Here is a 25,763-nt window from a genome sequence, read left to right on the forward strand (position 1 = left end):
TTTTATCGACAAGGGTTCTTATTGTTTTCTTTTCCGCACTGCAGGTTTTATATTATTTTTAAGAATACATTAATAAATTCCTTTCCCTGAAATCGTTTTCTTAGTTTCAAAAATGATAATTTATAAAATTCAGACTTGTTTGAAAGTGCACTGTTATGGTTTAATAGATAACATTAACCTTTAAAAGGTTAAAAAAAGATAGAGGGAGAGAGAAATATGACCGTACGGCAGACAGAGGGCGTGTTTGCTACGCTGCTTAACAACAAATGGATCGGAAGCAACAGTGGAGACACTGTCGACATTTATGCTCCCGACGATAATGAAGTCGTAGGAAGCGTGCCTGCCTTGAGTCAGGAGGAAGTTGCCGCTGCGATTCAACAAACGGCCGAGGTTCAGGAAGCGTGGGAAGCAAAAGAGGGACATGAGCGTTCAGAACTTCTTCATCGCTGGGCCGAAGAGTTGGAAAAGATGACCGATGAGATAGGGGAAATGATCCACAAGGAAGTAGGCAAGACGTTGTCATCGGGAAAAAGTGAAGTGAAGCGTACCGCCCAGCTGATTCGCCACACAGCTGAAGAGGGACTTCGAACACATGGAAGCTTTATTCAGGGGGATGCCTTTCCCGGCGCTACAAAACAGACAAAAGCAATGGTTCAGAAAGTTCCACACGGCGTCGTCCTGGCCATTTCGCCATTTAACTACCCTGTAAACCTGGCTGCTTCTAAAATTGCTCCAGCGCTTATTACCGGTAATACGGTTGTCTTCAAACCGGCGACGCAGGGAGCGATTAGTGGATTGTTAATGGTAAAAGCGCTTGTGAAAGCCGGTTTGCCGGAAGGGGTATTAAATGTTGTAACGGGGCGAGGTTCGGTTATTGGCGATTTCATCGTTACTCATCCCCTGATAGATATGATCACATTTACCGGAGGAACAGATACCGGAAAACATATTGCGAAAAAAGCATCAATGATTCCCGTGGTGCTTGAGCTTGGCGGCAAAGACCCGGCGATTGTTCTTGAAGATGCCGATTTGGATAAAGCCGCAAAAGAAATTGTCAGCGGAGCCTTCAGTTATTCCGGTCAGCGCTGCACGGCGATCAAGCGTGTTGTTGTTATGGACAGTGTGGCGGATGAGCTGATAGAAAAAGTGAAGGAAATCGTGTCCGGGCTGAAGGTAGGCACCTCGAGGGAAGATGCGAGCGTAACGCCGATGATTGATCAGAAGGCAGCCGATAACGTTACCAGGCTGATTGAAGATGCCCGGGAGCAGGGGGCTGCAGTCATCCTGGAGGGCGATAAGGAAAAAAATCTTCTGGGGCCGACGCTTTTGGATCATGTCACAGAGGATATGGCAGTCGCCTGGGAGGAACAGTTTGGCCCGGTGCTTCCTTTTCTAAGAATTGAAAATGAACAGGAAGCCATCATGCTGGAAAAGCGTAACGAGTATGGTCTTCAAGCCAGTATTTTTACTCAGAACCTGGAGAACGCCTTCGCTATTTCCGACAAGCTGAACGTCGGCACGGTGCAGGTGAATGGCAAGACGTCCCGCGGACCTGATCATTTTCCGTTTTTGGGAGTGAAAAATTCGGGTCAGGGTGTACAGGGAATTGGCCGAAGTATCGATTCGATGCTTCGTGATAAAGTGCTCGTACTGAACCTGTAAAAAGCAAAAAATGTTTACGCTTAGAGCAAGAGAGCACAGCAATTTTCAAAGTCTTTTATTTTATCTCTGGAACGGAAGCGTTATTTTTAAAAGGCACTTCTAATCAAAGGAATGACTGCTTCTGTAATGAACCGCACACAAAGGCCTCCGGCATTCTTTGCCAGAGGCCTTTGTGTGCGGTTGGTTGTGCTGTGGCGTTCAATGGTATGACGATGCTCCCCAAGATGGAGGAAAAATTCCTTTGTATCGAAAAAGTCTTGATGAAAATGATTATCAACGATACAATTAGTGATAATGATAATTATTATCAATTAAATACAGGGAGGGAGTGACGTAAGTGAAGAAAAAAGCAGGTATTTCTACGGTTTTTCTCGCTGCGATGGTGTTAACAGCATGCGGAAGCGGAGAAGAATCAAGCGGGAGCAGTGAAACAGGAGATGGTGAAGCTTCATCAGAAGAGGAAGAGACGAGAACGGTGGAGCATGAGATGGGCACCACAGAGATCAAAGGAACCCCGGAAAAAGTCGTTACGCTTTACCAGGGGGCCAATGATACAGCGGCGGCGCTGAACGCGGACCCTGTAGGTATTGTTGAATCGTGGACCCAGCAGCCGATTTACAAATACTTACGCGATGATATTGAAGGAACCGAAACGGTCGGAGAGGAAATTCAGCCGAACCTCGAAAAAATAGCAGAAATGGATCCGGATGTCATCATTGCGAACAAATCCAGACACGAAGACATATATGATGACCTTTCTGCCATTGCACCAACAGTTACCACGGATCAGGTTTACGAATGGAAGGATACGCTCGAACTGACAGGAGAAGTCTTAAACAAGGAAGAAGAAGCCGATGAACTGCTCAGTGAGTACGAAGACCGGACCGAACATTTCAAAGAAGAAATGGGGGACAGGCTTCCGATTGAAGTAGCCATAACGAATTTCCGCGCGGATCATGCCCGGATTTTTTATATGGGATTTGCCGGGAGTATTTTGCAGGATGCTGGATTTGACCGTCCGGAGGGCCATGAAGATACAGATGAATGGGGCATCAAATTAACCTCCAAGGAAAGCATTCCTGAAGCGGACGCGGAAATGATATTTAACTTTAATTCCGGTACAGAAACAGAGCAAATTGAAGAAACCTACGAGGAATGGACCTCTCACCCGCTGTGGCAGGAGCTTGAAGCGGTTGAAAATGACGAGGTACACATGGTGGAGGAAGAAACATGGAATGCCGGCGGCGGTATTATCGCAGCGAATTTAATGCTTGATGATCTTTATGAGACGTTTGATATTGAAGAAGAATAACAGTGTTTGGAAGAGTGGACATTTATGAAGAACCGAGTAGCACAGCAAAGGAAAAGGGGCTTGACCCTTTTCCTGATCTTATTCTTATTTCTGCTTTCCTTTATCTCTAGTCTCTTGTTTGGGCAGACGCCCATTACAGCTGGGGAAGTATGGAAATCTTTTTCAGCGTTTAACGACGAAGCGACGAGCCACATTGTGGTGCAATCGGACCGGCTGCCGCGTGCTGTTATCGCTACAGTGGTAGGTGCGAGTCTTGCGGTGGCGGGTACGCTGATGCAGGCACTGACCAAAAACCCGATGGCATCCCCAAGCATTTTTGGCATCAACCAGGGGGCTATTTTTTTTGTAGTCATCGGTATAGTGTATTTATCGTTATCGTCGCTCGTCTCTTTAATGGGCATGGCCTTTCTCGGAGCAGCGGTGGCTGCAGCCGTGGTTTATTTTCTCGGATCACTTGGCCGGGACGGATTGACGCCGGTGAAAATTGTGCTCGCCGGAGCGGCGATCAGTGCGTTATTCCAGTCATACACGCAGGGCATTTTGGTGCTTGATGAGGCAGGGCTGCAGGATGTCATGTTCTGGCTCGCCGGGTCGGTAAGCGGAAGGACCATGGAAATGCTGCTGCCTGTACTCCCGTTTATGATGGCGGCTATGGCGGCAGCGATGTTTCTTGGGAGAGCAATCAATTTATTCATTACCGGCGACGATATTGCCAAAGGCATGGGACAGAAAACCATTCTGTTAAAAGCAGTCATTGGTGTTATTGTCGTGCTGTTGGCCGGGAGTTCTGTCGCGGTAGTGGGTTCGGTAGGATTTATTGGGCTGGTGATTCCGCATGTCGCCAGGTATTTTGTTGGTCACGATTATCGCTGGGTCCTGCCATTTTCAGCAATGCTGGGAGCAGTACTGCTCGTCTCGGCTGATGTGCTTGCCCGGCTTGTGATCATGCCGCAGGAAGTACCGATTGGCGTAATGACAGCGCTTGTCGGAGGGCCATTCTTTATCTATATCGCAAGAAGAGGGGTGTCAAATTTATGAACCGGCATACGACATGGCGCACCCGCTTCTTTTCGTTACAAATGGATAAGAGAGCGATGTGGAGAATGGGGATACTTGCACTGGCGGTGCTGGTCGCCTGCGTGCTCGGCCCGTCTTTAGGAAATACGATGCTTAGCCCCGTTACAGTCGTGGAAACGATGATGGGCAATGGCAGCGGTGCAAATGAATTTATCGTTAACAACTCCCGGGTGCCGCGCACGCTGACAGCGCTTCTGACGGGCGGTGCTCTTGGTGTATCAGGTCTGCTGCTGCAGGGAGTAGTCCGCAATCCGTTGGCCGCTCCCGATATTGTTGGAGTGACTGGAGGAGCCTCTGTAGCTGCCGTTGCGTTTATGACGTTTGGTGCCGGGGTGGTCAGTATTCAATGGATCCCCCTTGCTGCCATTAGTGGAGCGCTCCTCGTATCTTCGCTTATTTACACGCTGGCCTGGAAAAAAGGAGTCTCTCCGATCCGGCTGATTTTGATAGGAATTGGAATTTCAGCCATTATGAGTGCCGGAGTGACTTTCATGATTATTGTAAGCTCCGCTGTTACGGCAACAGACGCCTATGTCTGGCTAACGGGCAGCATATATGGAGCGTCATGGAGCGATATATTTACCATCGCTCCTGTTCTCATACTGGGTCTGCCGCTCGCTGTTTTTTTCTCCAGGAGTCTGAATGCCCAGCAGCTTGGCGATGACACTTCCGCTGGTCTGGGAGTAAGGATTCAGGTGGACAGGGTGGCAGTCGTTTTCCTGAGCGTCGTTTTAGCGGGAACGGCGGTAGCCGTGGCGGGGGCCATTGGTTTTATTGGGTTGATTGCCCCTCACATTGCAAGAGCGCTTATCGGCCGCTCCTACGGGGCACTGGTTCCGGCTTCTGCCTGCACCGGGGCTTTGCTGCTTTTTTCTGCGGATCTTATAGCCCGTACGGTTTTTTATCCGGTGGATGTACCGGCTGGCGTATTCACAGCCGCCATTGGCGCTCCTTTCTTTCTATACTTGTTATTTCAAAACCGCAACCACTTTTAAGGGGGTAAAGCAGATGACTGTTGAAGCGAAAAATGTAACCTTCTCCTACGAGAAAGAAACCGTCCTTCAGGACTTATCCATTCGTGTGCCAAAAGGAGAAATTACTGTGTTTATTGGCGCGAACGGATGCGGCAAATCCACCCTTTTGCGAACGATGGCAAGGCTGATTCAGCCTGAAAAGGGAGCAGTACTGTTAAATGGAAAGGGTATTTCTAAATTAAAAACGAAAGACATAGCTAAACAATTATCGATTCTCCCACAGGGCCCCACCGCACCGGAGGGGCTTACGGTGGAACAGCTTGTGAAACAGGGACGGTATCCGCATCAATCATGGCTAAAACAATGGTCGCCTGAAGATGAAAAAATGATGGAAAACGCTATGCAGGCAGCAGCAGTGACATCCTTTCGTGATACTCCGGTGGATGATCTATCCGGCGGCCAGCGCCAGCGTGCCGGGATAGCAATGACCTTGGCCCAAGGAGCGGACACTTTGCTGCTTGATGAGCCAACCACTTATCTCGATATGGCCCATCAGATCGATGTTCTCGATCTTTTGTATGAGCTGAATGAACAGGAGGGACGTACTATCGTGATGGTGCTGCATGATATCAATCTGGCCTGCAGGTATGCCGATCATCTTGTAGCACTGCAGGGGAAATCCGTGTTTGCCCAGGGGCGCCCCGGCGATATTGTTACCAAAGAAATGGTCAGGCATGTCTTTCACATGAATTGTTATATAGCGGAAGATCCAGTATTTCATACGCCGATGGTAATACCATACGGAAAAGGGAGGCAGCCGTATGGCACCATCGCCGCAGCCGATGCAGAATAAAATCATTTACGGGGCAGAGCTGATGAAAGAGGAGGCCGCTCGGTCGTATCTCGAAGACGTAATGACTGCAATCAACGCTCCCTCAAGGATGGTGGCTGCTTCCCAGTTTTCGAAAAGGTACGCCCGTTTTGTTACTGAGCCTGCCTTTAGGGCGTTAACGATAGACGAAAAGATGCTCGACCTCTCTCCAGAAAACAGCGTTCTTCGTACAGATTTCTCCAGGGATAAATGGACCCCGGAGTTTCACATGCTGGAGACCTCCGGCCATGCGGGAGGCAGTTATCAGGAGAAACGAGCGAGGCTGACAAAGCAGGTCTTTGCCGGGCACCTGCAGCCGGTCTGGAAGCTCCTTTCTCATATTTCAAGCCTGCCGATGCCGATATTATGGGAAAATACGGCTGTTCGTTTATTTTCGCTGTACGAAAAGAAACTGCGAACATCAGCCTCTCTTTCAGAGCTTCAGCGGATGGATGAGGATCTGCATTATCTCGTTTATGAAGCGCCTGGGGAACTATTTGGAGAAACGAACAATCCGTTACAGCTTTTCCATCAAAAGCTTCAGAAAAACAAAGAAGGCGGGTGGTTCCGGGAGCGCAGGACGTGCTGTTTTAACTATGCGGTGAACAACTGCAGCAGCTACTGTGCCGCTTGTCCGAAAAAACCATAGGCCTGGCAAAGTCCTTTCTCCTTTTATGCTGGATGCTCTGGCTGCAGAAAGATTGTCTCATAGAAATGCAGGTGTACAGCTTAAGAACCTGGTTTTCAGGATCGTCAACCAGTGGAGGGGGCGACCGAAAACCGGGTCTTTTTGTAACTTGCATTAACAATTTAAAATATAAAAGAATTGACAATTAAAGATTGAAATTGCAAACTACAACAAATGTTATGAGACAAAGCGGTTGTCTGTTGGAGGTAGAAAATTGTATACATATGAATCGATTAATTACCAAAGTAACCTGCCGATAAATATATTCGCACAGACTATTGAACGTTATCCCTATCACTGGCATGAGGATCCTGAGCTACTGTTCGTGCTCGAAGGGTCGCTGGAAATAAGAATAAATGAAAAAACCTACAATCTGAACGCCGGAGATTTGTTTTTTATCAACAGTAATGAACTACACTTTCTTCATTCAGTCGACCAAAGCAAAAAGCCGCACATACTAGTGTTGCAGATCAATAGTAATTACATGAAACAAAGAGGCATCAATGTAGAAGAACAACAATTTTTTCTTGATGGCTATCATGCATCTTCAGGCGAAGACGTTCATGTGCAACGCCTGAAACAGCTGTTAGCTTTCATTTTAGACTTACTGATAAACCAAAAGGCCAGCTCTATTTTAAAAATCGAAAATTTTGTTCTGGAAATAATAATTATATTAAGAGAAAATTTCGAATATTCATATCAAAAATCCGACGAGCAATTGTTAGAGGACAATAGACTGTTTGAAATAATGAAATATATGAATAACCATTACGCCAATAGTTCTTTAAGCATCGAAGAAATAGCCAGTGAGTTTTCATTAAGCCCGCAGCATGTCTCAAGATATTTCAAGCTGAAGGCAGGGACTTCCCTAAAAACGAAACTGGATACGATACGGATGGAGAAATCACTATTTGCACTGCAGACAACAAATAAAGCTGTAACAGAAATCGCGCTGGAATTCGGCTTTCCTGATACTAAATCCTATTACAGGGTATTCAGAAAGCATATGCAGATGGCTCCCGGTCAGTATCGCAGAAAGTACCAATTCAGCATAGATTACAGCATCCCGAGGGATTATTTAAGCATTAACAGCCGTGAGTCGTTGAAGAAGTTATTTCAATACATGACTATAAAAACTACTCCAGGCCCTGCAGTGCAGGCTGCAAAGGAAAATATTGATTTTTCCCAGCCCGCTAAAGCAATAAATCATTCCTTCACCTCTTTAGCTACCTTTGGCGATGCTGCGCAGGGTTTACGGAAGGATTTTCATGATCAGCTTTACCAACTCCAGAAGGATATTGGCTTTCGCTACGTAAGGTTTCACAATATCTTTTCGGACCAGCTGGAGGTATACAATGAAAGGCCTGATGGCTCATGGTATGCCAATTTTTCTCATATTGAAGCACTGATTGATCAATTGCTGGCAAATAACATTAAACCGTTTATAGAAATTGGATTTATGCCAGGAGAGCTTGCCGGTAAGTCCTACACCATTTTTGAAGGAAGGGCTTCGGTGTCGGCTCCCAAATCCATGGAACGGTGGCTGGAATTGCTGGATTCTTTTATCAGGCATTTATTCAACCGTTACGGCTCAAAAGAAGTAAAGAGCTGGTATTTTGAATTTTGGAATGAACCGGAGGTTGACTATTTCTGGCGTGAATCAAAGGAAGAGTTTTTTTCCTTTTATGCCCAAAGCTACCGGTGTGTTAAAGCAATAGACCCGGATCTTTGCGTTGGCGGCTTCGGAAACATTGACTTTCATGGGAATGCTTCCTGGCTGAACGACTTTCACGAATTTGCCGTCAAGCAGCAGGTAGGCCTCGATTTTTTTTCATTTCATGTCTACAATCTGATGACTAACACGGAGAAGAAAAAAGACAAGCCTGCTAAAAAAGTGGAGAGCTTTAGTACTATTACAGAATTTTTAAGTGAAGTCACTATGATTGGAGAGGAAGATAACTTCTCCGCCTCCATAGATAAAATAATAAACCATACAAAAAAGTACAGCACGCTGAATCAGGAAAAATGGATAACGGAATGGAACGCCAACAGCGATTACGGCGATCCTCTTCATGATACCTGTTACATGGCGGCTTTTATTGTCAAAAATGCCGTGGATAATTTTCAAAAAATAAGCGGGATGGGGTATTGGACCTTCACGGATGTTTTCAGGGAATTCAGCAGAGAGCCCGCTTTGTATCACGGCGGTTTCGGTTTAATGACGTATAATGGGATTAAAAAAGCCAGCTACCATGCTTTTGCTTTTTTGAGTAAGCTGGGGGAGGAGCTTATCACCATAAAAGATAATATGATTGTGACAAAGTCGGATGACAAGCTTCAAATCCTGCTTTGGAATTACAGCCACCCAAACCGTTTATATAGATCGTTCGATTATTCTCAATTAACTTCCACCAGCCGCTACGGTGTATTTGAAAACAGTGCCGCTCAGTCCCTACAATTAGAATTAAAAGGGCTGCAGGGAAACTATCGGATAAAAAAACATTTTGTTAATCAGAAACACGGCTCGTCCTATGATGCATGGGTGGAGCTTGGGGCGCCTGAGGTGATTGATCCTGAGCTGAAAAGCTATCTTCAGGTAAAAGCAGAGCCTGGCCTTCGAACAGATTATTTGAATGCTGAAGACCCGTGTTTGCTTCAAACGACTCTGGATGCCCATGAAATTCAATTGATTGAGCTTACAAAAGATCACACTAATTGGAATGAAAAATAAAGAATTTGTATTTTAGAATATACAATTTTGAAAATAGGTTCATATTTGGAAAAGCATTCCTTCTTAAATGGGAATGTTTTTTTTATTAGACCTTTGTATACTAAGTGCAGTTAAGAGATATGTATAAATGTCAGCGCTTACAAATCAAGGGGGGGAGGGTTCATAACAATGGACCGGTCAGCATTTAAAGAGAAGGTTAAAGAACAAAAACAAGAAGCAAAAAGGAAAATTAAAGCACTAAGAGAAGAGAAAAAGAAACGAAAACCGCTTTCAAGAGAAGAAAAAAAGGATCTCCGAAGAGACGATAAAACGCAAATAAAGCAATGGAAGAAGGATATTAAAAACACGGAGGATAAAAAAGAAAGGAAAGCGAAAAAGAAAGGATTTAAAAAATACAAAAAACTGAAGCGTCGTCCTTACATACTGATCTCTTTATTACTGATTGTTCTATTGATTGGGGGAGGCCTGCTTAACTGGTATTTAAGCGCTACAGCACCGTTAACCGATGAACAGGAGGAAGCCGCAGACGAATCACGGGAAGTGGCGGAGCAGGTAATGGAGGAAAGCATTGTGATGCTGAAAAATGACGATGTCCTTCCACTGGAAAATAAAAAAGTAAACGTGTTTGGAACTGGTTCAGCACGCCCGGTATTCAGCGGAGGCGGGGCCGGGTCCATTGATGACACGAAGGCTGACGGGTTATATACAGCGTTGGACGAGGCAGGAATAAACTATAATTCCACGCTTTATAACGTCTATAACAACTATGAAAAGGAAGAGGAATCTACTACAGAAGATTTCGAACCGTCAGATCCATCACTTATTCAGACCCTTCTTCCAAACGCGGTTGGCTTTTTGCCCTACAACCCGGAGGAAATGCCCGTCTCAGAGCTTCCCGGAGACACACTTGAAGAAGCGGTATCCTATTCTGATACAGCAGTATATACCATTTCGAGAGTAGGGTCTGAAGCGATAGACCTGTCCATCGAAGATACCCGGTTAAGAAAAGAAGAGGAAGAAACCATCGCGACATTAAACGAAAACTTTGAGCATGTCATCATTCTGGCAAATACGTTCAACGCTTTTGAATTTGGGTTTATAGAGGAATACGAAAATATTGACGCTCTCCTTTGGGTGGGGGGACCCGGGCAGTACGGAACACATGCAATTGCACGGGTGTTAAATGGGGAAACCTCTCCGTCCGGAAGACTCCCGGATACGTACGCGTATAACGTCGAAAGCAACCCTGCCGTTGAAAATACCGGAGACTTTGAATATGTAAACGAAAATGGGGAGGAGACCGGCCGGCATTTTGTTAACAATGAGGAAGGCATCTACGTAGGCTACCGGTACTATGAAACCTTTCTGACAGACGAAGAATATGAGGAAACCGTTCAGTTTCCATTCGGCTACGGTCTCTCCTATACAGAGTTTGACTGGAATGTTGAAGCAACGAATTTCACGGATACCGAAATTTCTTTTGACATTAATGTAACGAACACAGGTGACGCAGCCGGCAAAGACGTCGTTCAGGTTTATTTTTCTCCTCCATATAGTGAAGGCGGCCTGGAAAAAGCGGATAAGGAGCTGGGAGGCTACGCGAAAACCTCAGAACTGGATCCGGGTGAATCGGAGGTGGTGACTGTCAGCTTTCCGGTAAAGGATATGGCGACTTACGATCACGAGAATGAAGAAGCCTGGGTGCTTGAGGAAGGAGATTACGATCTGAATGTTGCCTCTCATATCCGGGACAGCCAGGACACTTCCACGTTCACAGTTGAAGAAACAAACATTTACGATGAAGACGGCACAACTGGTACACCGATTCAAAATCGTTTCGAGGACGCTGAAGGTGACCTGACGTATTTATCCCGGGCGAACCCGGAAGAAACCTATCCCGACGGACCTTCGGAAGATGATTTCTTAATTCCGGATATCGTGGAGGAAACCGCCGATTACGAGCATGAAGCCACCACGGAAGAGACGCCTCCGACGAATGTGGATAACGATATTGTGCTCGAGGATCTGCAGGGGCTCGATTATAATGATCCTCTCTGGGAGGACTTTCTCGATCAATTTACCGCCGAGGAAATGATTAAATTAGCAGGTGATGGCGGCTACTGGTCCGTGCCTATCGAACGATTAGGCATTCCGGAAACCTCCATGTACGATGGGCCTTCTACGATTAAAAACTTCTTTGACTCGTGGTCATCGGTTGCTTTTCCGGCCGGCATCAATGTTGGAAGCACATGGAATAAATCGCTGGTGGAAAACATGGGTACGTCGATGGGAGAGGAAGCCAACGCTTTTGATGTGGAAGCGGTATACGCTCCTGCACTTAATATGCACCGCACGCCGCTTGGAGGCAGAAACTTTGAATATTACTCGGAGGATCCGCATCTTGTCGGTGAAACCGGCGCTGCCTATATCAGAGGTCTGGAAAGCACCGATACGACCGCTGTAATGAAGCATTTTGTTGGAAATGACCAGGAAACGAACCGTGCGAGTAACGGATTATATGTATGGGCAAATGAACAGGCTTTGCGGGAAATTTATCTTCGTCCTTTTGAAAAAGCAGTAAAAGAAGGCGAACCCCACGGAGCAATGTCCTCCTTTACAAGAGTTGGGCCTACTTGGTCCGGCGGCAGCCAGGCATTACTGACCGACGTATTGCGCGAGGAGTGGGGATTTGAAGGCTTTGTCATTACCGATGCAGGAATAGGGCCGCAGGGCGAGCACTTTGATGCGTTGCAGGCCATACATGCCGGAAACGACATGATGCTTGCTTTCCCTATCAATCTGCCTATGGCGAATAAATTTGAAGAAGAACTGGCAGAGCACCTGGAGGAAGACGAAACAGAAACGGTGGCAGGGCTTAGAAAAGCAGTCCATAATATCTGCTACTACATTCTTCAAACACAAGAAATGAAAAAAGATGACGAATGATACGAATCCTACAAGGTGGTAAACACAATGCTGAAAAACCAAAAAATTATTGATCAGATGACGCTGGAGGAAAAAGCTTCGCTGATGTCCGGGAAAAACTTTTGGAACACGGAGGACATCGAGAGGTTGAATATTCCTTCGATCATGCTGACAGACGGGCCCCATGGGTTAAGAAAGCAGGGCGGAAAAGCCGATCATTTAGGACTGAATAAAAGCATCCCTTCCACCTGCTTTCCCACCGCTGCCACGCTGGCGAACAGCTGGGATGAAAGCCTGCTGCACGATGTTGGTCATTATATTGGCAGCGAAGCGGTTGGTGAAAATGTAAGTGTCGTTCTTGGGCCTGGTTTAAATATTAAACGAAATCCGCTGGGCGGAAGGAATTTCGAATATTTTTCCGAAGACCCTTTTCTCAGCGGAAAATTAGCCGCAAGCATGACGAGAGGCATCCAGAGTAACGGTATATCTGCGTGTCCTAAGCATTTTGCTGTTAACAGTCAGGAACATTTGAGAATGACAATTGATGAAATCGTCGATGAACGGGCCCTGCATGAAATTTATTTAGAAGGCTTCCGCTTAGCTGTGGAAGAAGGGGAGCCGAAAACGTTGATGAGTGCCTACAATAAAGTAAACGGCGAATATGCCAATGAACATTTGTATCTAATGCAGGAAGTGCTTTATCATCAATGGAACTATGAGGGAGTTGTTGTTACTGACTGGGGAGGTAACAACGACCGCATCAAGGGACTGTTGGCCGGAAATCAGCTTGAAATGCCCTCGACTGGCGGCATCACGGATCAGGAGATCGTGCACGCTATAAAAACGAATGAGCTGGAGGAGAACGTTTTAGACCAAAGCGTGGACCGGCTGCTCACTTTAATCTTTGATACCCGGTCTGTTGATACGAAAAAGGCAGTGGAGACGGAGCACCATCACAAAGCAGCCGTGGGAGCGGCGAAGCGTTCAATGGTTCTGCTTAAAAATGAACAGGATATTCTACCGCTGCAAAGCGGACAGACGATCGCAGTTATCGGTGATTTTGCAGATGTGCCAAGGTATCAGGGCGCGGGAAGCTCACTAGTTCAGCCGACCAGTTTACCCAGTCCGTGGGAAGCCCTGCAAAAAACATCATTAACTCTTTCAGGCTATGCGAAGGGATTTAAGAGGTTTGGGGGGAGCAGCACAAAATTGAAGCAGGAAGCCGCTTCGCTTGCCAGAGAATCAGACATTGTTCTGCTCTTTCTCGGTTTAGATGAAGGAAGTGAAGCGGAAGGCATAGACAGGTCAGATATGAAGCTTGGAAATAATCAGTTAGAGCTGGTGGACGAGCTGACGAACATTCATGATAACGTGATTGTGATTCTTTCGGGCGGCTCTATAGTGGAAATGCCGTTTGCCTCAAAGGTTCAGGGAATTATTCATACGTACCTTGGGGGGCAGGGCATGGGAGAAGCTTTGGGTGACGTTCTGGAGGGTAGCTGTAATCCAAGTGGAAAACTGGCGGAAACGTATCCTGTTCATTACAGCGATGTCCCTTCAGCTTCGTACTATCCTGGACGGGAAGCAACCGCTGAGCATAGAGAGAGCATTTACATTGGTTACCGTTATTTTGATACTAAAGAAATTCCTGTTCTTTTCCCATTTGGGTATGGGCTGTCCTACACTAGTTTTGAATACAGCCAAATGCATGTCAGCAGCACACATATTTCGTTGACGATAAAAAATACAGGCTCCCGGGCGGGGGAAGAAATTGCCCAGCTTTACGTTGAACCATTGGATTCACACATCTTTCGGGCCCGAAAAGAACTGAAAGGGTTTGTGAAGGTGCATTTAGAGCCCGGAGAGGCCAAAGAAGTAACGATTCCGTTTACTGAAGATCAAGCCGCCTACTATAACACAGCCATTCAGGCGTGGTCCCTGGAAAGCGGCAGGTATACACTGAATATTGGAAGTTCTATTCAGGATATAAGGTTGTCCCATACGATAACGATTGAAGGGGACGATCACGCTTCGCCCTATAATAAAGAGAGGCTGCCCTCGTACTATAGAGCAGATGTGCATCGTATAAGGGACGAAGAATTTCATGCTCTTTTAGGCCACACGCCGCCTGCTTCCAAATGGAACAGAAAGAAAAACCTGGACCATAACGACACGCTTGCCCAAATGAAGTATAAAAAAGGGTTAGGGCAACTGATATATCTTTTAATTGTGTCGATAAAAAAAGGATTAATGGCTGCGAATAAGCCCTTACAGGCGAACAACACTATGTTTATCATGAATATGACCTTCCGGCAGATCCCCCGGTTTACAAGCGGCAAAATCAGCAAAAAAACGGTCAGCCGTGTATTAAAAATTATTAATTTAGGATAATAGCCAGGCGAAGTTACGTTGCTGCTTTATTCAATATTTTTCTTAATGAATATACGGCCTTTCTCCAGATCAGCCTTTACGGCTGGTCTTTTTTTGGCTTTTTGAATGAAAAATTTGAGCTGTCTGGATGATTATGAACATGATAATAGGGGAATTTAGGAAGGAGAGAATTTTAACCGTGGGTGACGTAGAAACATCGATCTGTAAAGACCGTTAAAGTATGCCGTGGCAAGAATTTATAAAGGTGGAGAGAATACTAATGTTTTCGCTGACAGCTCTGGATATTTCAAGAACCATGTTAATAACCGGCCTCATTTCTGCCCATGTATTTGGGTTTCTATTTGTCGTTTATATTTCCAGCCCGTTTACTAAAAATAATTTTCGCAAGAAGAAAAAATAGAGTCTTCTTGGAAGAGCGAATGCTTTGCATCACCAAATAATTGGGCACAAAAAAACGTGAATCAAATGATCCACGAAAAAATGCGTTTTTTAATTTTTTAACCGATGAAAAGCCTGTCTGCTCTGATTAAAAAGTAACCGGCAGTGAATCCAGTCCTTCCAGATCCATGTTGGCGTGCCCGGGGTTTTACCATCGCTGTAAAAGGGAGAAACGTATAAATCATCGGAACGGGCAAAAAGGCTGAGCTGTTCTTGATTCCAGGTTGATGACATAAAGTGAACCTCCGCTTATAGAAATTAAAAAGAATGAAAAGGCGGGACATTCTCTATTCAATTTTCTGATTACCTTTGGCTTGAATCCTTGAGTCGGGTTCTCCCGTTTATGATATTAAAGGGGAAGCTTACCATGGGATAATACCTTTATCATTAAGAATCTTGCCGTTATAATTAGTTTCACTTAAAGCGTATTTCACGACTGTCTGAGCTCCTTCAGCAGGTGTCTTTCCGGCAGAAGGGTTGCCATTTAAATCAGTCGAGGTGAAGCCGGGGGTTACCCCTATAACTTCCGGTCCTTCGGTTTCAAACTCTTTTCCGAAGGTAAGAGTTAAGGAATTCACTGCCGTTTTTGATGAGTTATACCCCAGTATATTAAGCGGAGGGGCCTCTCCATTATCAAACATGGTTTGAGACGCCATATCGGTTGTTAAATTAACAATTTTACCGCCCTGAGCCTGCTTTACTAACGGTGCGTAAGCCTGAATCATTTGGAACGTGCCAAAAAAGTTAACTTCAAATGTCTTTTGCAATGTTTCTAAATCGACTTCACTGGGTGAAAGGTTAAAATCAAGAGCGATGCCAGCGTTATTAATGAGTAAATCTAATTGTTCCGTTTTCATTCGAATTTTGTCTACAGAGCTTTGAATGGACATGGGGTCAGAAATATCGACTGGAATTAACGAAACGTTCGAAACCCCCAGGGATTGAACGGCCTGCCGGCCAAGTTCTTCGTTACGGGCACCTAAGAAAACGTGATAATCCTGCTCTGCCAGCTGGCGGGCGGTTTCATATCCGATCCCTTTATTTGCGCCGGTTACGAAAGCAAATTTGGTCATCTTCCATTCCTCCATTGATTTATTTAATAAGATCTATTAATAAGAATACCTCGTCCACCTCATTCGGGGTCAAGAATTTACGCTTATACTTTTACTCATTCTATCAACGAGACAGGGTGTTCATATTTCTTTTTTCAAGCGTACTGGAAGGGAAAATTCTAGCCGGTCACGAAGAAAGGGCTAAAGCAAAGATAAAAGCCTGGACGCTTACGAATGATAGGCAGAAAACCAGGACATTAAGGTAGTCAAACTGAGGTGGGGTAATTCGTTTAAATATGGGGGGCGATTCGATTGTTTAAGAAGAATGAAGAGGGAAAAGAGCAGCGTTTTTACATCAAACAATCAAAAAGTTTGTCTAAGCTTGGGGAAGTTTTTATTGTTGTCGATCGGGACACGGGTATTAATTACATGTGTACAGTTGCGGGAACGGGGAGCAGTCTGACACCTTTACTCGACAGCGAAGGAAATCCTGTACGGGAATGATAAAAATATTATGAGATTTTTCATCCGGATCATTAAAGGAGGATCTTTTTCTTTCTGTGTATACGAAATGGACAGGTTTCAGTAACGGGCCCCCACTTCCCAACTATTTACATGCAAGCTTTTCTAGTTGATATATTAACCCCAAAAGTAATCGTGCTTTTCATGAGTTTTTTCCGCAGTTCGATAAACTGAAAAAGCCATCTCCATATTTTCACGGAGACAGCATTTTCTTCTTTGAGTAATTATTCTTCGCCCTGGCCGGTGTTTCTAGCCCACCGGTTATCGCCAGGAACCATTGGAGAGGCGTATGACGATGAGGCGTCCGTTTCGATATACATGTCCTGCAGATACTCAAGACTTTGATGCAAAATGACTTCGATGTGGCGATAGTTTCCGTTAACTTCATTGGTGTAATTCGAGACAATATAATAATCGCCATTGGATAATTGATACACGAGGGATTGCTCGAAGGCATCAAATGTCAGCACGTCATCGGTGCGATTAAAAATGTCGTTCATGTGGTCATGGTACTGCTGAAAAATTGTTCGGCATTCGGATGTGCCGCAAGGCTGACGCTGTTCCTCCGAAATATAGCTTTCGGTACGGAGGGGATGCTGGCCGTTGTGGTTTTCTTCCTGGATGGATGGTTGATACCCCAGACTGGCACCGCCGACGACAGCTACATGGGCGGCTTCGGCTGGCGTTTCCAAAGTAACGGAAACTACCGATGCAAGTAGAAGACTGGAAATTGTTGTGGTGAGCTTTTTCATACGCGCTCTCCCCCCTTTTCGAAAAATGTTGCTTCAGTATAAACGAAAAGAAAGGATATGAAAACCAATTTTTGTAATAAAAGGTAAAATTATTTATTTTTTATCCTTAATAGGAAAAGCTGTCTTTATATTGCTTGAGCTCTACGTTGACGTCGACATCTAAAATACCTTCAATTGCGGCTAAATCGGCGTTGATAAACGAAACCAATTCCTCATTGGTCGAAAAATATGCCTGTATCATGAGGTCGTGATTACCGGAGAAGGCTCCCACGAAACGAACGGCTTCAAAGGTTTGGAGTTGAAGAGCGACGTGTGCTGTTGCTGTCCGAGCCTGGTATTGACACCGACAATGGCCTGCACGTCCAAACCAATTTTTTTCGGGTCAGTATGAACGATAAAGTCAAAAACTCCGTCATCAAGCATTTTGCGGATCCGGGCGCGAATCGTTCCTTCACTTACATTTAATGACCGGGCAATATGGGAATAGGATTCTTTGGCGTTGTACTGCAAAGCCCGTAGAATAGCCCAGTCGGTTTGATCGAGTGATGGCATGGTGGAGGGCCTCCTTGTAATTATGTGCTTGAATATTATCATGGCACCTATAAAATACCTATATTATACAAGGAAAAAAATCCGGGAGGCAACGAATAATTTTTATGTTCTTATTTAAAAGGGAATTATTGGTATAAAAATGAGGCGGACTGTGGTATTTTAAAAATAGAAATATATACCAATTATTCTAAAATAGGCACGATTTGGCTAACCATCAAAGATCCCCATCTACAGCCCCACTCAATTTTCATAGTCGGTGGAAACGCTTGATTGTTTTCTTTGAAGGTAAAAGAAAATCCCAATAGAAATAGCCAAAATAAGTAATAATAATATAAATAACCAATTTGGCATATGAATAATATGGCGCAAATCCATAAGAATTAAAGCAAACGATATAGTTCCAAACAATTTATAAAACAGTCTTAATATCCTCATGATTTCCTCCTTAAACGACTAGCTTAAAATTCAAAAACTTAAAAATAGATGAACTGATACATGAAAATGCTCATAGCTACTCTCCAGAGCTTTTTTTATTTTTTCGTATGCTATTCAACAACCTATTTCCTGCAAATGAGCCTGTCAGTGTGAAAAAAAAGCGATTATCATTTCAACGATATAAGAAAACGACGCAAACATATCTAATGAAATGAAACTAATCGTTGCCAATAAACCAGTCAATAATCCTATTTGCCATTCGTTCATCATAAAAGTTTCTCCTTTATCCACTATATAATGTAAAATAATTCCTTTTTGTATTCTACTAGGAAATAGCAAAAAGATAAATGGGCGCTATTGCTGGAGCATTGGACGTTTAAAATTCATTGATACTCTCCGTTTATTTTGTCGCGTTACGGTTTTAGGACGCGCATCAGGAATGGACAGCACGTTCATCCATGAGGTCTTTGAATAATGTGCTAAAATAAATGAAAAGTTAACAGGGGGATAAGTATGGTTTATATCGCTCTTCTACGCGGGATTAACGTAGGTGGAAAAAATAAAATGGACATGAAAACCCTAAAGCAGACATTTGAAGCAGCCGGAATGAACGATGTGAGGAGCTATATTAATACCGGCAACATCATTTTTTCAAATCACAGCCTGTCAAAAGAAGAGCTTCCCCTTGTGTTGGAAGAAGCCATATACAAAAATTTCAGTTTACACATTAAAGTAGTCGTACGAAGTATCGATGAGATTACACGGGTCATGGAGGCTATTCCAGCCACATGGAAAAATGACAAAGAAATGAAAAGCGACGTGTTGTTTTTATGGGAAGAAATCGATGAGGCTTCGATACTTGAACATTTGGTCATTAAGCCTGGTATTGACACAGTGCAGTATGTTCCGGGAGCGGTTCTCTGGTCCGTGGATAAAAACGAGGCAACCAAAAGCGGGCTGACAAAAATCGTCGGAACAAAAAGGTACAAACAGATAACGGTGCGAAATGTTAACACAGTACGAAAGATATATGAACTCATGAAGGGCCAGGCAGATTAGTATTTTTTTACCCGTTCCACACCTTTAAAGTATAGTTTTTTTAATGCAAGTAACATGAAAGTGAAAAGGGGATCACTTATGAAGATAATTTTTCTGCTTATGAGTTACAGACTCAAAAGCGCCCTGGTTTGAGAATTGGTCTTATACGTATGTAAAAGCACGGATTGATGATATGTACTTTTAGAGTAGTTTTCGAGGGATGGCATGCTTCCAAAAAGATTCAATGATAGGTTTTGCTATAGGTAATTTAGAATATTGGGAACAGAGTGTGGTCTATTAATTAAATGAATTATGCGTGGTTCAAAGTCATAAACGTTCTTACATAGGGTCTGAACTGATGCAAAAATTAGAAAAAGATCTAAAAGCAGAAAGCGTGCATCAAATGTATTTATCCACGGTTGAAGAAGAAAGAGGCCCGGCATCCTTTTTTCATAAACAAGGCTATAATACGAACGAAACAAGAATTATCATGGAAAAAATTTATAAAGATACTACGTCCTGGGATAACAAAAGGAGTGTTTATATGGAAACCATATACCTTGCCGGCGGCTGTTTATGGGGCGTGCAGGCATTTATAAAAACGCTGCCTGGCGTGGAATTTACTGAGGCGGGCAGAGCGAACGGAAGCAGTCATACTCTTAACGGTGACTATGATGGATACGCTGAATGTGTAAAAACGGAATTTGACCCGGACGTGATAACCGTCAGGGAATTGATGGAATATTTATTTGAAATCATTGAGCCATACAGCTTAAATCAGCAGGGGCCGGACGTGGGGGAGAAATATAGAACCGGCGTATATAGTGAAAGCCTGGAGCATTTAGCAGAGGCGAAGGCGTTTCTCAGGGAGAGGAATGATTACGGGGCTATAATGGTTGAGGTATTGCCTCTTGCCAATTACATCAAAAGCGCCGAAGAACATCAGGACAGGCTGGATAAATATCCCGACGATTATTGCCATATTCCGGAAGGGTTATTGCGTAAATATAATCGGTGAAACCCTTCTTATCGGTCAGGCAGCGGGGAAGCTAGAACGCTGCGTAAAAGCCTCCCAGGAATAAAACCGCGACGACAGCAGCTATCACGGTAAAACATAAGTACGTGAAGGCGATCGTTAAGGCTTTCGGTCTGGTCGTATTTGCCGCAACCTGGATCGTGCTGACGGCAACGACAAATACCCAAACAAAAGAAAGCCATTCCAGTACTATATAGACACTCGTAAATATTGACGAAGTACTTCCCTGCGCAAGAAACAGGAACAATCCAATAAGTGCAATTGGCAGCAGAAATAGAGAAGGAATAACAGTTAAAATATTCACCCAAAAAGCTTTTTGATAGGAGAGGGGATGATTATGAATGCTGCCCGCGCCTTTCAAAATCAAGGGTAATATAAGAACAGAAATTCCCGCAAACAGAGTCTCCGACACTAAAAGCCAGAGATTATCGGAAAAGATTGGAGATTGATTAGTATCGGGGAAAATATAATTCGTAATAAAAGTATGTAAAATACTGCTGCCCAGGATAATGGCTGCCACCAGGGGGAGCCGGTAATGATCTGTTAAAAAAGCGAATTGCTTCCGGGGCTGGAAGGGAAGCTGAAGGATGGATGTAAACATGAAAAGCCCTCCTAACACTGTTCAAAATAATATAAAAGATAAAAGGCAGACATCCATCAGCCTAGCATATGATATCACCATGAGTGCTGAACGTGCCTGCCTCATCAACGACATTTTATACTGCTGATAACTGTTTATTGAAGAGGGGAACCAGCAGCAGCGTAATAACGAACACCACTCCAATGAACGATCCCCAGTACAACACCGCATGATCAAACGGGATGTTTAACGCCCTTATGGAGAAACGATGAACAACTCCTGCCGTAATAAAAATCAGGCAATTAGCCAATGCCAACATTAAATAGCGCATAGATTCAGACTCCTTCGACTTTTATGTAAATTAATTACATTTAAAACAATAATATACATATATTAAAGTGGCAATCCTTTATTAATCGGTGTTGAAAAGTTTCTCAAAGATATAAGTCTTTCATTTGGCGATTTGGGTAGATTGCATGACTGGATATATTTGTTAAAGTAAAAGTTCAGGAAGGTTTTTAGACTTTTATTGTGGGATACGCGAACAATTACTAAGAAAGAATTTTGTTTGAGCTGATGGTCAACCCAGATGTAGATGCCGGAGCCCACGGCAGCGGATATCGCTGAAGACACAGGCACATCGATATAATGAGTACCGGTTAGTATCAACAGGCTTAATACGATAGCTGTAAGGCCGTGAATAATGAGCCAAATCATCAGTATATATTTTAACACTTTGAGCATTTTCATCGTGACTGCTCCTTATAGTCAATTTCATGAATCTTTTTGCCCGAAGACAGTATAGGCGATGACGATCGCAAGGAAAGCGATCATGGCATCGCTGGAAAATTCGAGTAAAGGCGGTAAATCAGGAAAAAGAACGTTTAAAACAAATAAAACCACAAATGTTAAAATGCCTGCCAGTAACCCTGTTCTCCAGGCGAAGCTCATTTCTATTTCCTCCTTATTGGCAAAATCCAGAATCTTACCAGGCAGCATAGCGCTGGAGCATCTGCACATCGTATATGAAAGCGAATATCAGAAGCGCAAGACATCCAATACCGATGTAATAATTTTGATAGTCTTTTTTGGCATGAAACCGGTACAGCAGATAGAGCCACAGGGAAAAGGGGACGAGAGGAACGGCGACCATGCCCATGGTTCTGAAAAATTGATTGATGCTGCTGAAAATGCCAAGGGTGAACATTGATACCAATCCAAGGCCATATACCAAAAACATGCCGGAAAGCAGCAGGATGGCAAGATTCCATTTTTTCATCGAATAACCTCCATTATTTCTGCCCCTGAAGCGAACAGTAGGCTCAGGCCAAGGACTGTACATACCCATAAGGCGAGACGCAGATCCCAGCGCCCGAGGTGAAGATGGCCTACATAGCTGACCGTCCATATGACGCTGAAGGAAAAGAAGAAAAGAAACGCAGAAGGGCGGAGCGAACTCGTAAAACCAATTCCAAATAAACCAAACCCGATCAATCCGCATACAAAAAGGAGCAAAACAAAATATAATACATGTACAGTAATACGCATGGCCTCTCTCCTGTGATTGTAATTATTTCCATTTTTGAACATAAGAACCGAAAATACAAGCCCTATGATGATTGGAAAAATTACTATTGTTTTTTCAAAAAATGTAACTTATGGTAAAACTATATTGTTATACAAGGTAGCAGAATGTTTCTTATGCTAACTCGCCCTGGCGTTAATGCGTACGGGAGGTTTTTGACCAATTTACTAGCATGTAATACAAGGCAGGTGAGCAAATGAATGAGCGAAGTCAGCTGTTGAAGGGGATTCTGGAGGGATGTATTTTAGCTATTATTTCCCGTGAAACTGTCTATGGCTATGAACTGGCGGTCAAGCTGCAGGAGCAGGGGATCGATGTTAAGGAAGGGTCCATTTATCCGCTCCTGCTGCGACTCCAGAAGGAAAAGCTGATTCACGGGGAAATGAAGGCTTCAGGCAGCGGTCCGAACCGGAAATACTATACGCTGACCCCGGAGGGCGAAGCTTCGCTGGAGGCGTTCCGGGAAAACTGGAATGCCCTGAAGCAGCCCGTCGATCAATTACTGGACAAGGAGAAGTCGTAAGTGAGTACGCTGGTGGAGGAAAACAACGAAAAGCGGGAGCAGCTAACTAAAGAGAATAAAAAAGTATATGAGGATATGCTGGTATATATCCGTCTCTCATTTGATAAGAGTGACCAGGAAACCGAAGAGGTGCTGATGGAATTACTGGATTATCTTCTTGTTCTGCAGGCAGAGGGCAGGGACAGTACGGAGCTGTTCGGCTCCGATCCGAAGCAATATGCGGAAGATATTGTCGGCGAGCTGCCTCAGACAGTGCCCAAAGAAATGATGACGTTGTTTGTAATGGGCATTTGTTATTTTTTAGGGGTGTATCTGTTCTTTAGCGGAGTACTTCAAACGATTCTTTCATATGGTTTTCATCAAATAGAGCCATTCAAGTCATACAGCCTGGGTAAAGCTGCGATATTCATTATCCTGGAGACGCTCATATTATCGGCTGTGGCCTACAGTGTGTTTCGCTATATCAAGTGGTCCTGCTTTCGGAACATTTCGAAAATAAAGGAATTTCTATTATCAAGTGTCATGCTAGGTTTTATACCAGGAGGAGCTTTCTTTGCCATGTATTTCTGGCTGCCTGCGCTAGGGCCGACCGTCGCTATTCCAGTGTACTGGCTTGGAATAGCTGGCGTGGTTTTTCTGCTGATAGGCGAGCTGTTGCGGAGAAAAACGTAGCATACAATCATAAAAAAGACAGAACGATGAAGTTCTGCCTTTTTTTAGAATATATTTTTTCTTTCGGCGGTCAAATCAGGGCCCTGGATTAGATAGCTACGTCTCTTTGAGTGAAGCTGACTAATGCAATCATTATAAACAATAACGTGTAGCAGCTCAAGATAATGATTGAAAACCATGGGCTGACATCAACGAACTGGCGAACATTATCGCTGATGAAAACCGTAAGATCATTATTGGCAAACAGGCTGTAGGACGCGAGTCTTTCATTAAGCTGTGCCAGTAATTTGGTGGCGGTGGTTCCGAAAAACATGCTGAACACACTGACGCCGATGGCCATAGCATTACTGCGAAACAGAGAGGCAAGCATCACGGCAAATAGCGTCATGACAGCTGTCTGGATGAAGCCAAGACCAAACGTGCTGAGCATGTGAATCGCTGCGTTTCTCTCCAGCAGGTCTTCGCTGCTGTAAAGATAAGGTGCATCGAGTGGCGAAAAGCCAAACACCAGACCGCCTGTGATGTATACGGAAGCGAGTGTAAACATAGTGAGAAGGGCCGCAAATGTCATTCCGGAAAGGTATTTGCCTATGAGCAGTTTCCATCTTGGGATTGGCCGGATAAATAAGAGCTTCACCGACCCCGTCTGAAATTCGCTGGCGACCAGCGTCGATGTAACAATAATGGAAAACAGGGTAATAAACGAGATCATTATTGTCATTTCATCTACATAATTCCACTGCCCGTATGCAGCAAGTGGAGGAATGTTCTCCTGCAGCCGGTATTCATATTCAGCAGCGAGCTCCGGCGTTAAAGAGGCTCCGGTCTGCTCCCCGCCTTCCTCGTACTGCGTTAGTGCCTGTTCATAATCGGTCCGCCACTGCGACTCTTCCTCGACTCCGTTCCATCTGCTGAGCAGGGCCGCGCCGATAATCATCAGCACCACCAGTCCCCCAATGATCCAGGTGCTTGTTTTGTGCATCCATTTTATGTTTTCATTTTTCCAGATAGCCCACATCATGCTTACACCCCTCCATTGGTTACTTTCAAGAATTGGTCCTCGAGTGAATGGTGATGCACGGAGACTTCGTATATACGGATGCCGTGCTCGACCAGTGTGGCTATACAATGAGGAACATCGTCGGGCGATAGAGATACCCGGAGAGAGGAAGCGTCCATCACGGTCGTCTGCTCCTGTGTAAATGGTTTTAGCACCATGGAAGCCTCACGGGGCTGATCGGTAACAATGGTGACAACCTGCTTTTGATGGTCTCCCTGTATAAAGGACTGGACCGGCTGGACATCCACCAGGTGTCCCTGGTGAATAATCCCGATACGGTCGCACATCTGCTCCATATCCGATAGCTGGTGGCTGGAGATGAATACTGCCATTTGCTCCTGTTCAGCGAGCTGCCGCAAATATTGCCGGAGTTCCCGGATACCCGCGGGGTCCAGTCCATTTGTCGGTTCATCCAATATTAACAGCTTTGGCTGGTGGAGCAGTGCCTGCGCAAGCCCCAGGCGCTGCTTCATGCCAAGGGAATAGGTCTTTAGTTTTCGCTTTAAGGCGTAAGCAATACCCGTCCGTTCGGCGGCATCCCAAATGTTGTTGGCTGAAGCATTACCGGCAAGCCGGGCATAGTGCTTCAGGTTTTGCTCGCCCGTTAAGTAATCATACATTTCCGGGCTTTCAATGATGCCGCCGACGTGAGAAATAGCGGTTAAAGAATTGGTCCGCACATTCTCGCCAGCGATATAAATGTCGCCCCCGGTGGCTTTAATCAAGCCAAGAATCATGCGGATGGTGGTCGTTTTGCCTGCTCCGTTTGGCCCGATAAATCCAAACACCTCTCCGGCGTACACCTGTAAATCAAGGGGATGGACGACGGTTGTTTTTTGAATGGACTTGGTGAGTCCTTCCAACTGCAGTACGGGATGCTGGTTCAT

The 25,763-nt window shown here is 44.6% G+C and carries 28 protein-coding genes; 14 read left to right on the forward strand and 14 right to left on the reverse strand.

From position 1 onward, the window contains the following. The first annotated feature begins 216 nt into the window (after window positions 1-216). The 9 genes from ACTRXF_RS01705 (at window position 217) to ACTRXF_RS01745 (ending at window position 14,631) form a co-directional block, all read left to right on the forward strand. Window positions 217-1,662 carry an NADP-dependent glyceraldehyde-3-phosphate dehydrogenase gene (locus ACTRXF_RS01705; protein WP_474260642.1) on the forward strand — a complete coding sequence of 482 codons (1,446 nt, stop codon included), beginning with the start codon at window positions 217-219 and terminating at the stop codon, window positions 1,660-1,662. 337 nt (window positions 1,663-1,999) lie between these two features. Further along, window positions 2,000-2,974, forward strand: coding sequence for an ABC transporter substrate-binding protein (locus ACTRXF_RS01710; protein WP_474260643.1), 975 nt, complete (start codon window positions 2,000-2,002; stop codon window positions 2,972-2,974). Window positions 2,975-2,998: 24 nt separating this feature from the next. Further along, window positions 2,999-4,012: a FecCD family ABC transporter permease gene (locus tag ACTRXF_RS01715; RefSeq protein ID WP_474277464.1), complete on the forward strand. Its 1,014-nt coding sequence runs from the start codon at window positions 2,999-3,001 to the stop codon at window positions 4,010-4,012. Continuing rightward, on the forward strand, window positions 4,009-5,046 hold the full coding sequence (locus tag ACTRXF_RS01720; protein ID WP_474277466.1) for a FecCD family ABC transporter permease: 1,038 nt from the start codon (window positions 4,009-4,011) through the stop codon (window positions 5,044-5,046). Before ACTRXF_RS01715 ends, ACTRXF_RS01720 begins: the two co-directional genes overlap by 4 nt. Window positions 5,047-5,059: 13 nt before the next feature. Further along, window positions 5,060-5,878, forward strand: coding sequence for an ABC transporter ATP-binding protein (locus ACTRXF_RS01725; RefSeq protein WP_474277470.1), 819 nt, complete (start codon window positions 5,060-5,062; stop codon window positions 5,876-5,878). Then, a complete protein-coding gene (locus ACTRXF_RS01730) occupies window positions 5,847-6,545 on the forward strand; it encodes an IucA/IucC family C-terminal-domain containing protein (protein ID WP_474277473.1) in 699 nt (232 codons plus the stop codon). Before ACTRXF_RS01725 ends, ACTRXF_RS01730 begins: the two co-directional genes overlap by 32 nt. A gap of 253 nt (window positions 6,546-6,798) precedes the next feature. After that, the gene (locus ACTRXF_RS01735; RefSeq protein ID WP_474277475.1) at window positions 6,799-9,315 is read left to right on the forward strand and encodes a GH39 family glycosyl hydrolase; all 2,517 of its coding nucleotides are present in this window, start codon (window positions 6,799-6,801) and stop codon (window positions 9,313-9,315) included. Window positions 9,316-9,483: 168 nt separating this feature from the next. Then, complete coding sequence (locus tag ACTRXF_RS01740; protein ID WP_474277478.1) at window positions 9,484-12,261, forward strand: beta-glucosidase; 2,778 nt, start codon at window positions 9,484-9,486, stop codon at window positions 12,259-12,261. Between the two features lie 27 nt (window positions 12,262-12,288). Continuing rightward, window positions 12,289-14,631, forward strand: a complete 2,343-nt coding sequence (locus ACTRXF_RS01745; RefSeq protein ID WP_474277480.1) for a beta-glucosidase — start codon at window positions 12,289-12,291, stop codon at window positions 14,629-14,631. A 489-nt stretch (window positions 14,632-15,120) separates the two neighbouring features. On the opposite strand, the gene ACTRXF_RS01750 is transcribed toward ACTRXF_RS01745, so the two are convergent. Together ACTRXF_RS01750 and ACTRXF_RS01755 are read right to left on the reverse strand one after the other, a co-directional pair. Continuing rightward, the gene (locus tag ACTRXF_RS01750) at window positions 15,121-15,303 is read right to left on the reverse strand and encodes a hypothetical protein (protein ID WP_474277483.1); all 183 of its coding nucleotides are present in this window, start codon (window positions 15,301-15,303) and stop codon (window positions 15,121-15,123) included. Between the two features lie 128 nt (window positions 15,304-15,431). Continuing rightward, window positions 15,432-16,142 carry an SDR family NAD(P)-dependent oxidoreductase gene (locus ACTRXF_RS01755; protein WP_474277486.1) on the reverse strand — a complete coding sequence of 237 codons (711 nt, stop codon included), beginning with the start codon at window positions 16,140-16,142 and terminating at the stop codon, window positions 15,432-15,434. Window positions 16,143-16,433: 291 nt separating this feature from the next. Here ACTRXF_RS01755 and ACTRXF_RS01760 point away from each other — a divergent pair, with 291 nt between their 5' ends. Next, complete coding sequence (locus ACTRXF_RS01760) at window positions 16,434-16,625, forward strand: DUF6440 family protein (protein ID WP_474277488.1); 192 nt, start codon at window positions 16,434-16,436, stop codon at window positions 16,623-16,625. Between the two features lie 242 nt (window positions 16,626-16,867). Here the strand turns inward: ACTRXF_RS01760 and ACTRXF_RS01765 are convergent, their stop codons facing one another. The 4 genes from ACTRXF_RS01765 to ACTRXF_RS01780 all read right to left on the reverse strand — a co-directional run bounded on the left by ACTRXF_RS01765 (window position 16,868) and on the right by ACTRXF_RS01780 (window position 18,652). Then, complete coding sequence (locus ACTRXF_RS01765) at window positions 16,868-17,395, reverse strand: hypothetical protein (protein WP_474277491.1); 528 nt, start codon at window positions 17,393-17,395, stop codon at window positions 16,868-16,870. A 106-nt stretch (window positions 17,396-17,501) separates the two neighbouring features. After that, window positions 17,502-17,666, reverse strand: coding sequence for a hypothetical protein (locus ACTRXF_RS01770; protein WP_474277493.1), 165 nt, complete (start codon window positions 17,664-17,666; stop codon window positions 17,502-17,504). Beyond that, window positions 17,633-17,947, reverse strand: a complete 315-nt coding sequence (locus tag ACTRXF_RS01775) for an Lrp/AsnC family transcriptional regulator (protein ID WP_474277496.1) — start codon at window positions 17,945-17,947, stop codon at window positions 17,633-17,635. The genes ACTRXF_RS01770 and ACTRXF_RS01775 overlap by 34 nt, the downstream gene beginning before the upstream one ends. Before the next feature lie 579 nt (window positions 17,948-18,526). After that, the gene (locus tag ACTRXF_RS01780) at window positions 18,527-18,652 is read right to left on the reverse strand and encodes a hypothetical protein (RefSeq protein ID WP_474277498.1); all 126 of its coding nucleotides are present in this window, start codon (window positions 18,650-18,652) and stop codon (window positions 18,527-18,529) included. Between the two features lie 243 nt (window positions 18,653-18,895). Between ACTRXF_RS01780 and ACTRXF_RS01785 the strand changes: the two genes are divergently transcribed. Continuing rightward, window positions 18,896-19,441, forward strand: a complete 546-nt coding sequence (locus ACTRXF_RS01785) for a DUF1697 domain-containing protein (RefSeq protein ID WP_474277503.1) — start codon at window positions 18,896-18,898, stop codon at window positions 19,439-19,441. A gap of 523 nt (window positions 19,442-19,964) precedes the next feature. Continuing rightward, the gene (locus tag ACTRXF_RS01790) at window positions 19,965-20,438 is read left to right on the forward strand and encodes a peptide-methionine (S)-S-oxide reductase (RefSeq protein WP_474277709.1); all 474 of its coding nucleotides are present in this window, start codon (window positions 19,965-19,967) and stop codon (window positions 20,436-20,438) included. A gap of 31 nt (window positions 20,439-20,469) precedes the next feature. Here the strand turns inward: ACTRXF_RS01790 and ACTRXF_RS01795 are convergent, their stop codons facing one another. The 6 genes from ACTRXF_RS01795 to ACTRXF_RS01820 all read right to left on the reverse strand — a co-directional run bounded on the left by ACTRXF_RS01795 (window position 20,470) and on the right by ACTRXF_RS01820 (window position 22,584). Further along, the gene (locus ACTRXF_RS01795) at window positions 20,470-21,057 is read right to left on the reverse strand and encodes a hypothetical protein (protein WP_474277505.1); all 588 of its coding nucleotides are present in this window, start codon (window positions 21,055-21,057) and stop codon (window positions 20,470-20,472) included. 115 nt (window positions 21,058-21,172) lie between these two features. Further along, entirely contained in the window at window positions 21,173-21,367 is a 195-nt protein-coding gene (locus tag ACTRXF_RS01800; protein ID WP_474277509.1) for a bacteriocin-like WGxF protein, read from the reverse strand. A 62-nt stretch (window positions 21,368-21,429) separates the two neighbouring features. After that, entirely contained in the window at window positions 21,430-21,786 is a 357-nt protein-coding gene (locus tag ACTRXF_RS01805; protein WP_474277513.1) for a hypothetical protein, read from the reverse strand. A 24-nt stretch (window positions 21,787-21,810) separates the two neighbouring features. After that, on the reverse strand, window positions 21,811-21,987 hold the full coding sequence (locus tag ACTRXF_RS01810; protein ID WP_474277516.1) for a YqhR family membrane protein: 177 nt from the start codon (window positions 21,985-21,987) through the stop codon (window positions 21,811-21,813). Between the two features lie 34 nt (window positions 21,988-22,021). Continuing rightward, window positions 22,022-22,315 carry a hypothetical protein gene (locus ACTRXF_RS01815; RefSeq protein ID WP_474277518.1) on the reverse strand — a complete coding sequence of 98 codons (294 nt, stop codon included), beginning with the start codon at window positions 22,313-22,315 and terminating at the stop codon, window positions 22,022-22,024. Beyond that, window positions 22,312-22,584, reverse strand: coding sequence for a hypothetical protein (locus ACTRXF_RS01820; RefSeq protein WP_474277521.1), 273 nt, complete (start codon window positions 22,582-22,584; stop codon window positions 22,312-22,314). The genes ACTRXF_RS01815 and ACTRXF_RS01820 overlap by 4 nt, the downstream gene beginning before the upstream one ends. Before the next feature lie 233 nt (window positions 22,585-22,817). On the opposite strand from ACTRXF_RS01820, the gene ACTRXF_RS01825 reads away from it, so the two are divergent. Both ACTRXF_RS01825 and ACTRXF_RS01830 read left to right on the forward strand, forming a co-directional pair. Next, window positions 22,818-23,144, forward strand: a complete 327-nt coding sequence (locus ACTRXF_RS01825) for a PadR family transcriptional regulator (RefSeq protein WP_474277523.1) — start codon at window positions 22,818-22,820, stop codon at window positions 23,142-23,144. After that, window positions 23,145-23,816 (forward strand): DUF1129 domain-containing protein, encoded by a 672-nt coding sequence (locus ACTRXF_RS01830; protein WP_474277526.1) that lies wholly within the window; start codon window positions 23,145-23,147, stop codon window positions 23,814-23,816. An 88-nt stretch (window positions 23,817-23,904) separates the two neighbouring features. Here ACTRXF_RS01830 and ACTRXF_RS01835 read toward each other — a convergent pair whose 3' ends face one another. Both ACTRXF_RS01835 and ACTRXF_RS01840 read right to left on the reverse strand, forming a co-directional pair. Beyond that, on the reverse strand, window positions 23,905-24,837 hold the full coding sequence (locus ACTRXF_RS01835; protein WP_474277529.1) for an ABC transporter permease: 933 nt from the start codon (window positions 24,835-24,837) through the stop codon (window positions 23,905-23,907). Window positions 24,838-24,839: 2 nt separating this feature from the next. Beyond that, window positions 24,840-25,763, reverse strand: a complete 924-nt coding sequence (locus tag ACTRXF_RS01840) for an ABC transporter ATP-binding protein (RefSeq protein ID WP_474277531.1) — start codon at window positions 25,761-25,763, stop codon at window positions 24,840-24,842.

The organism is Marinococcus sp. LNHM3E3-2.2 (assembly GCF_056034385.1).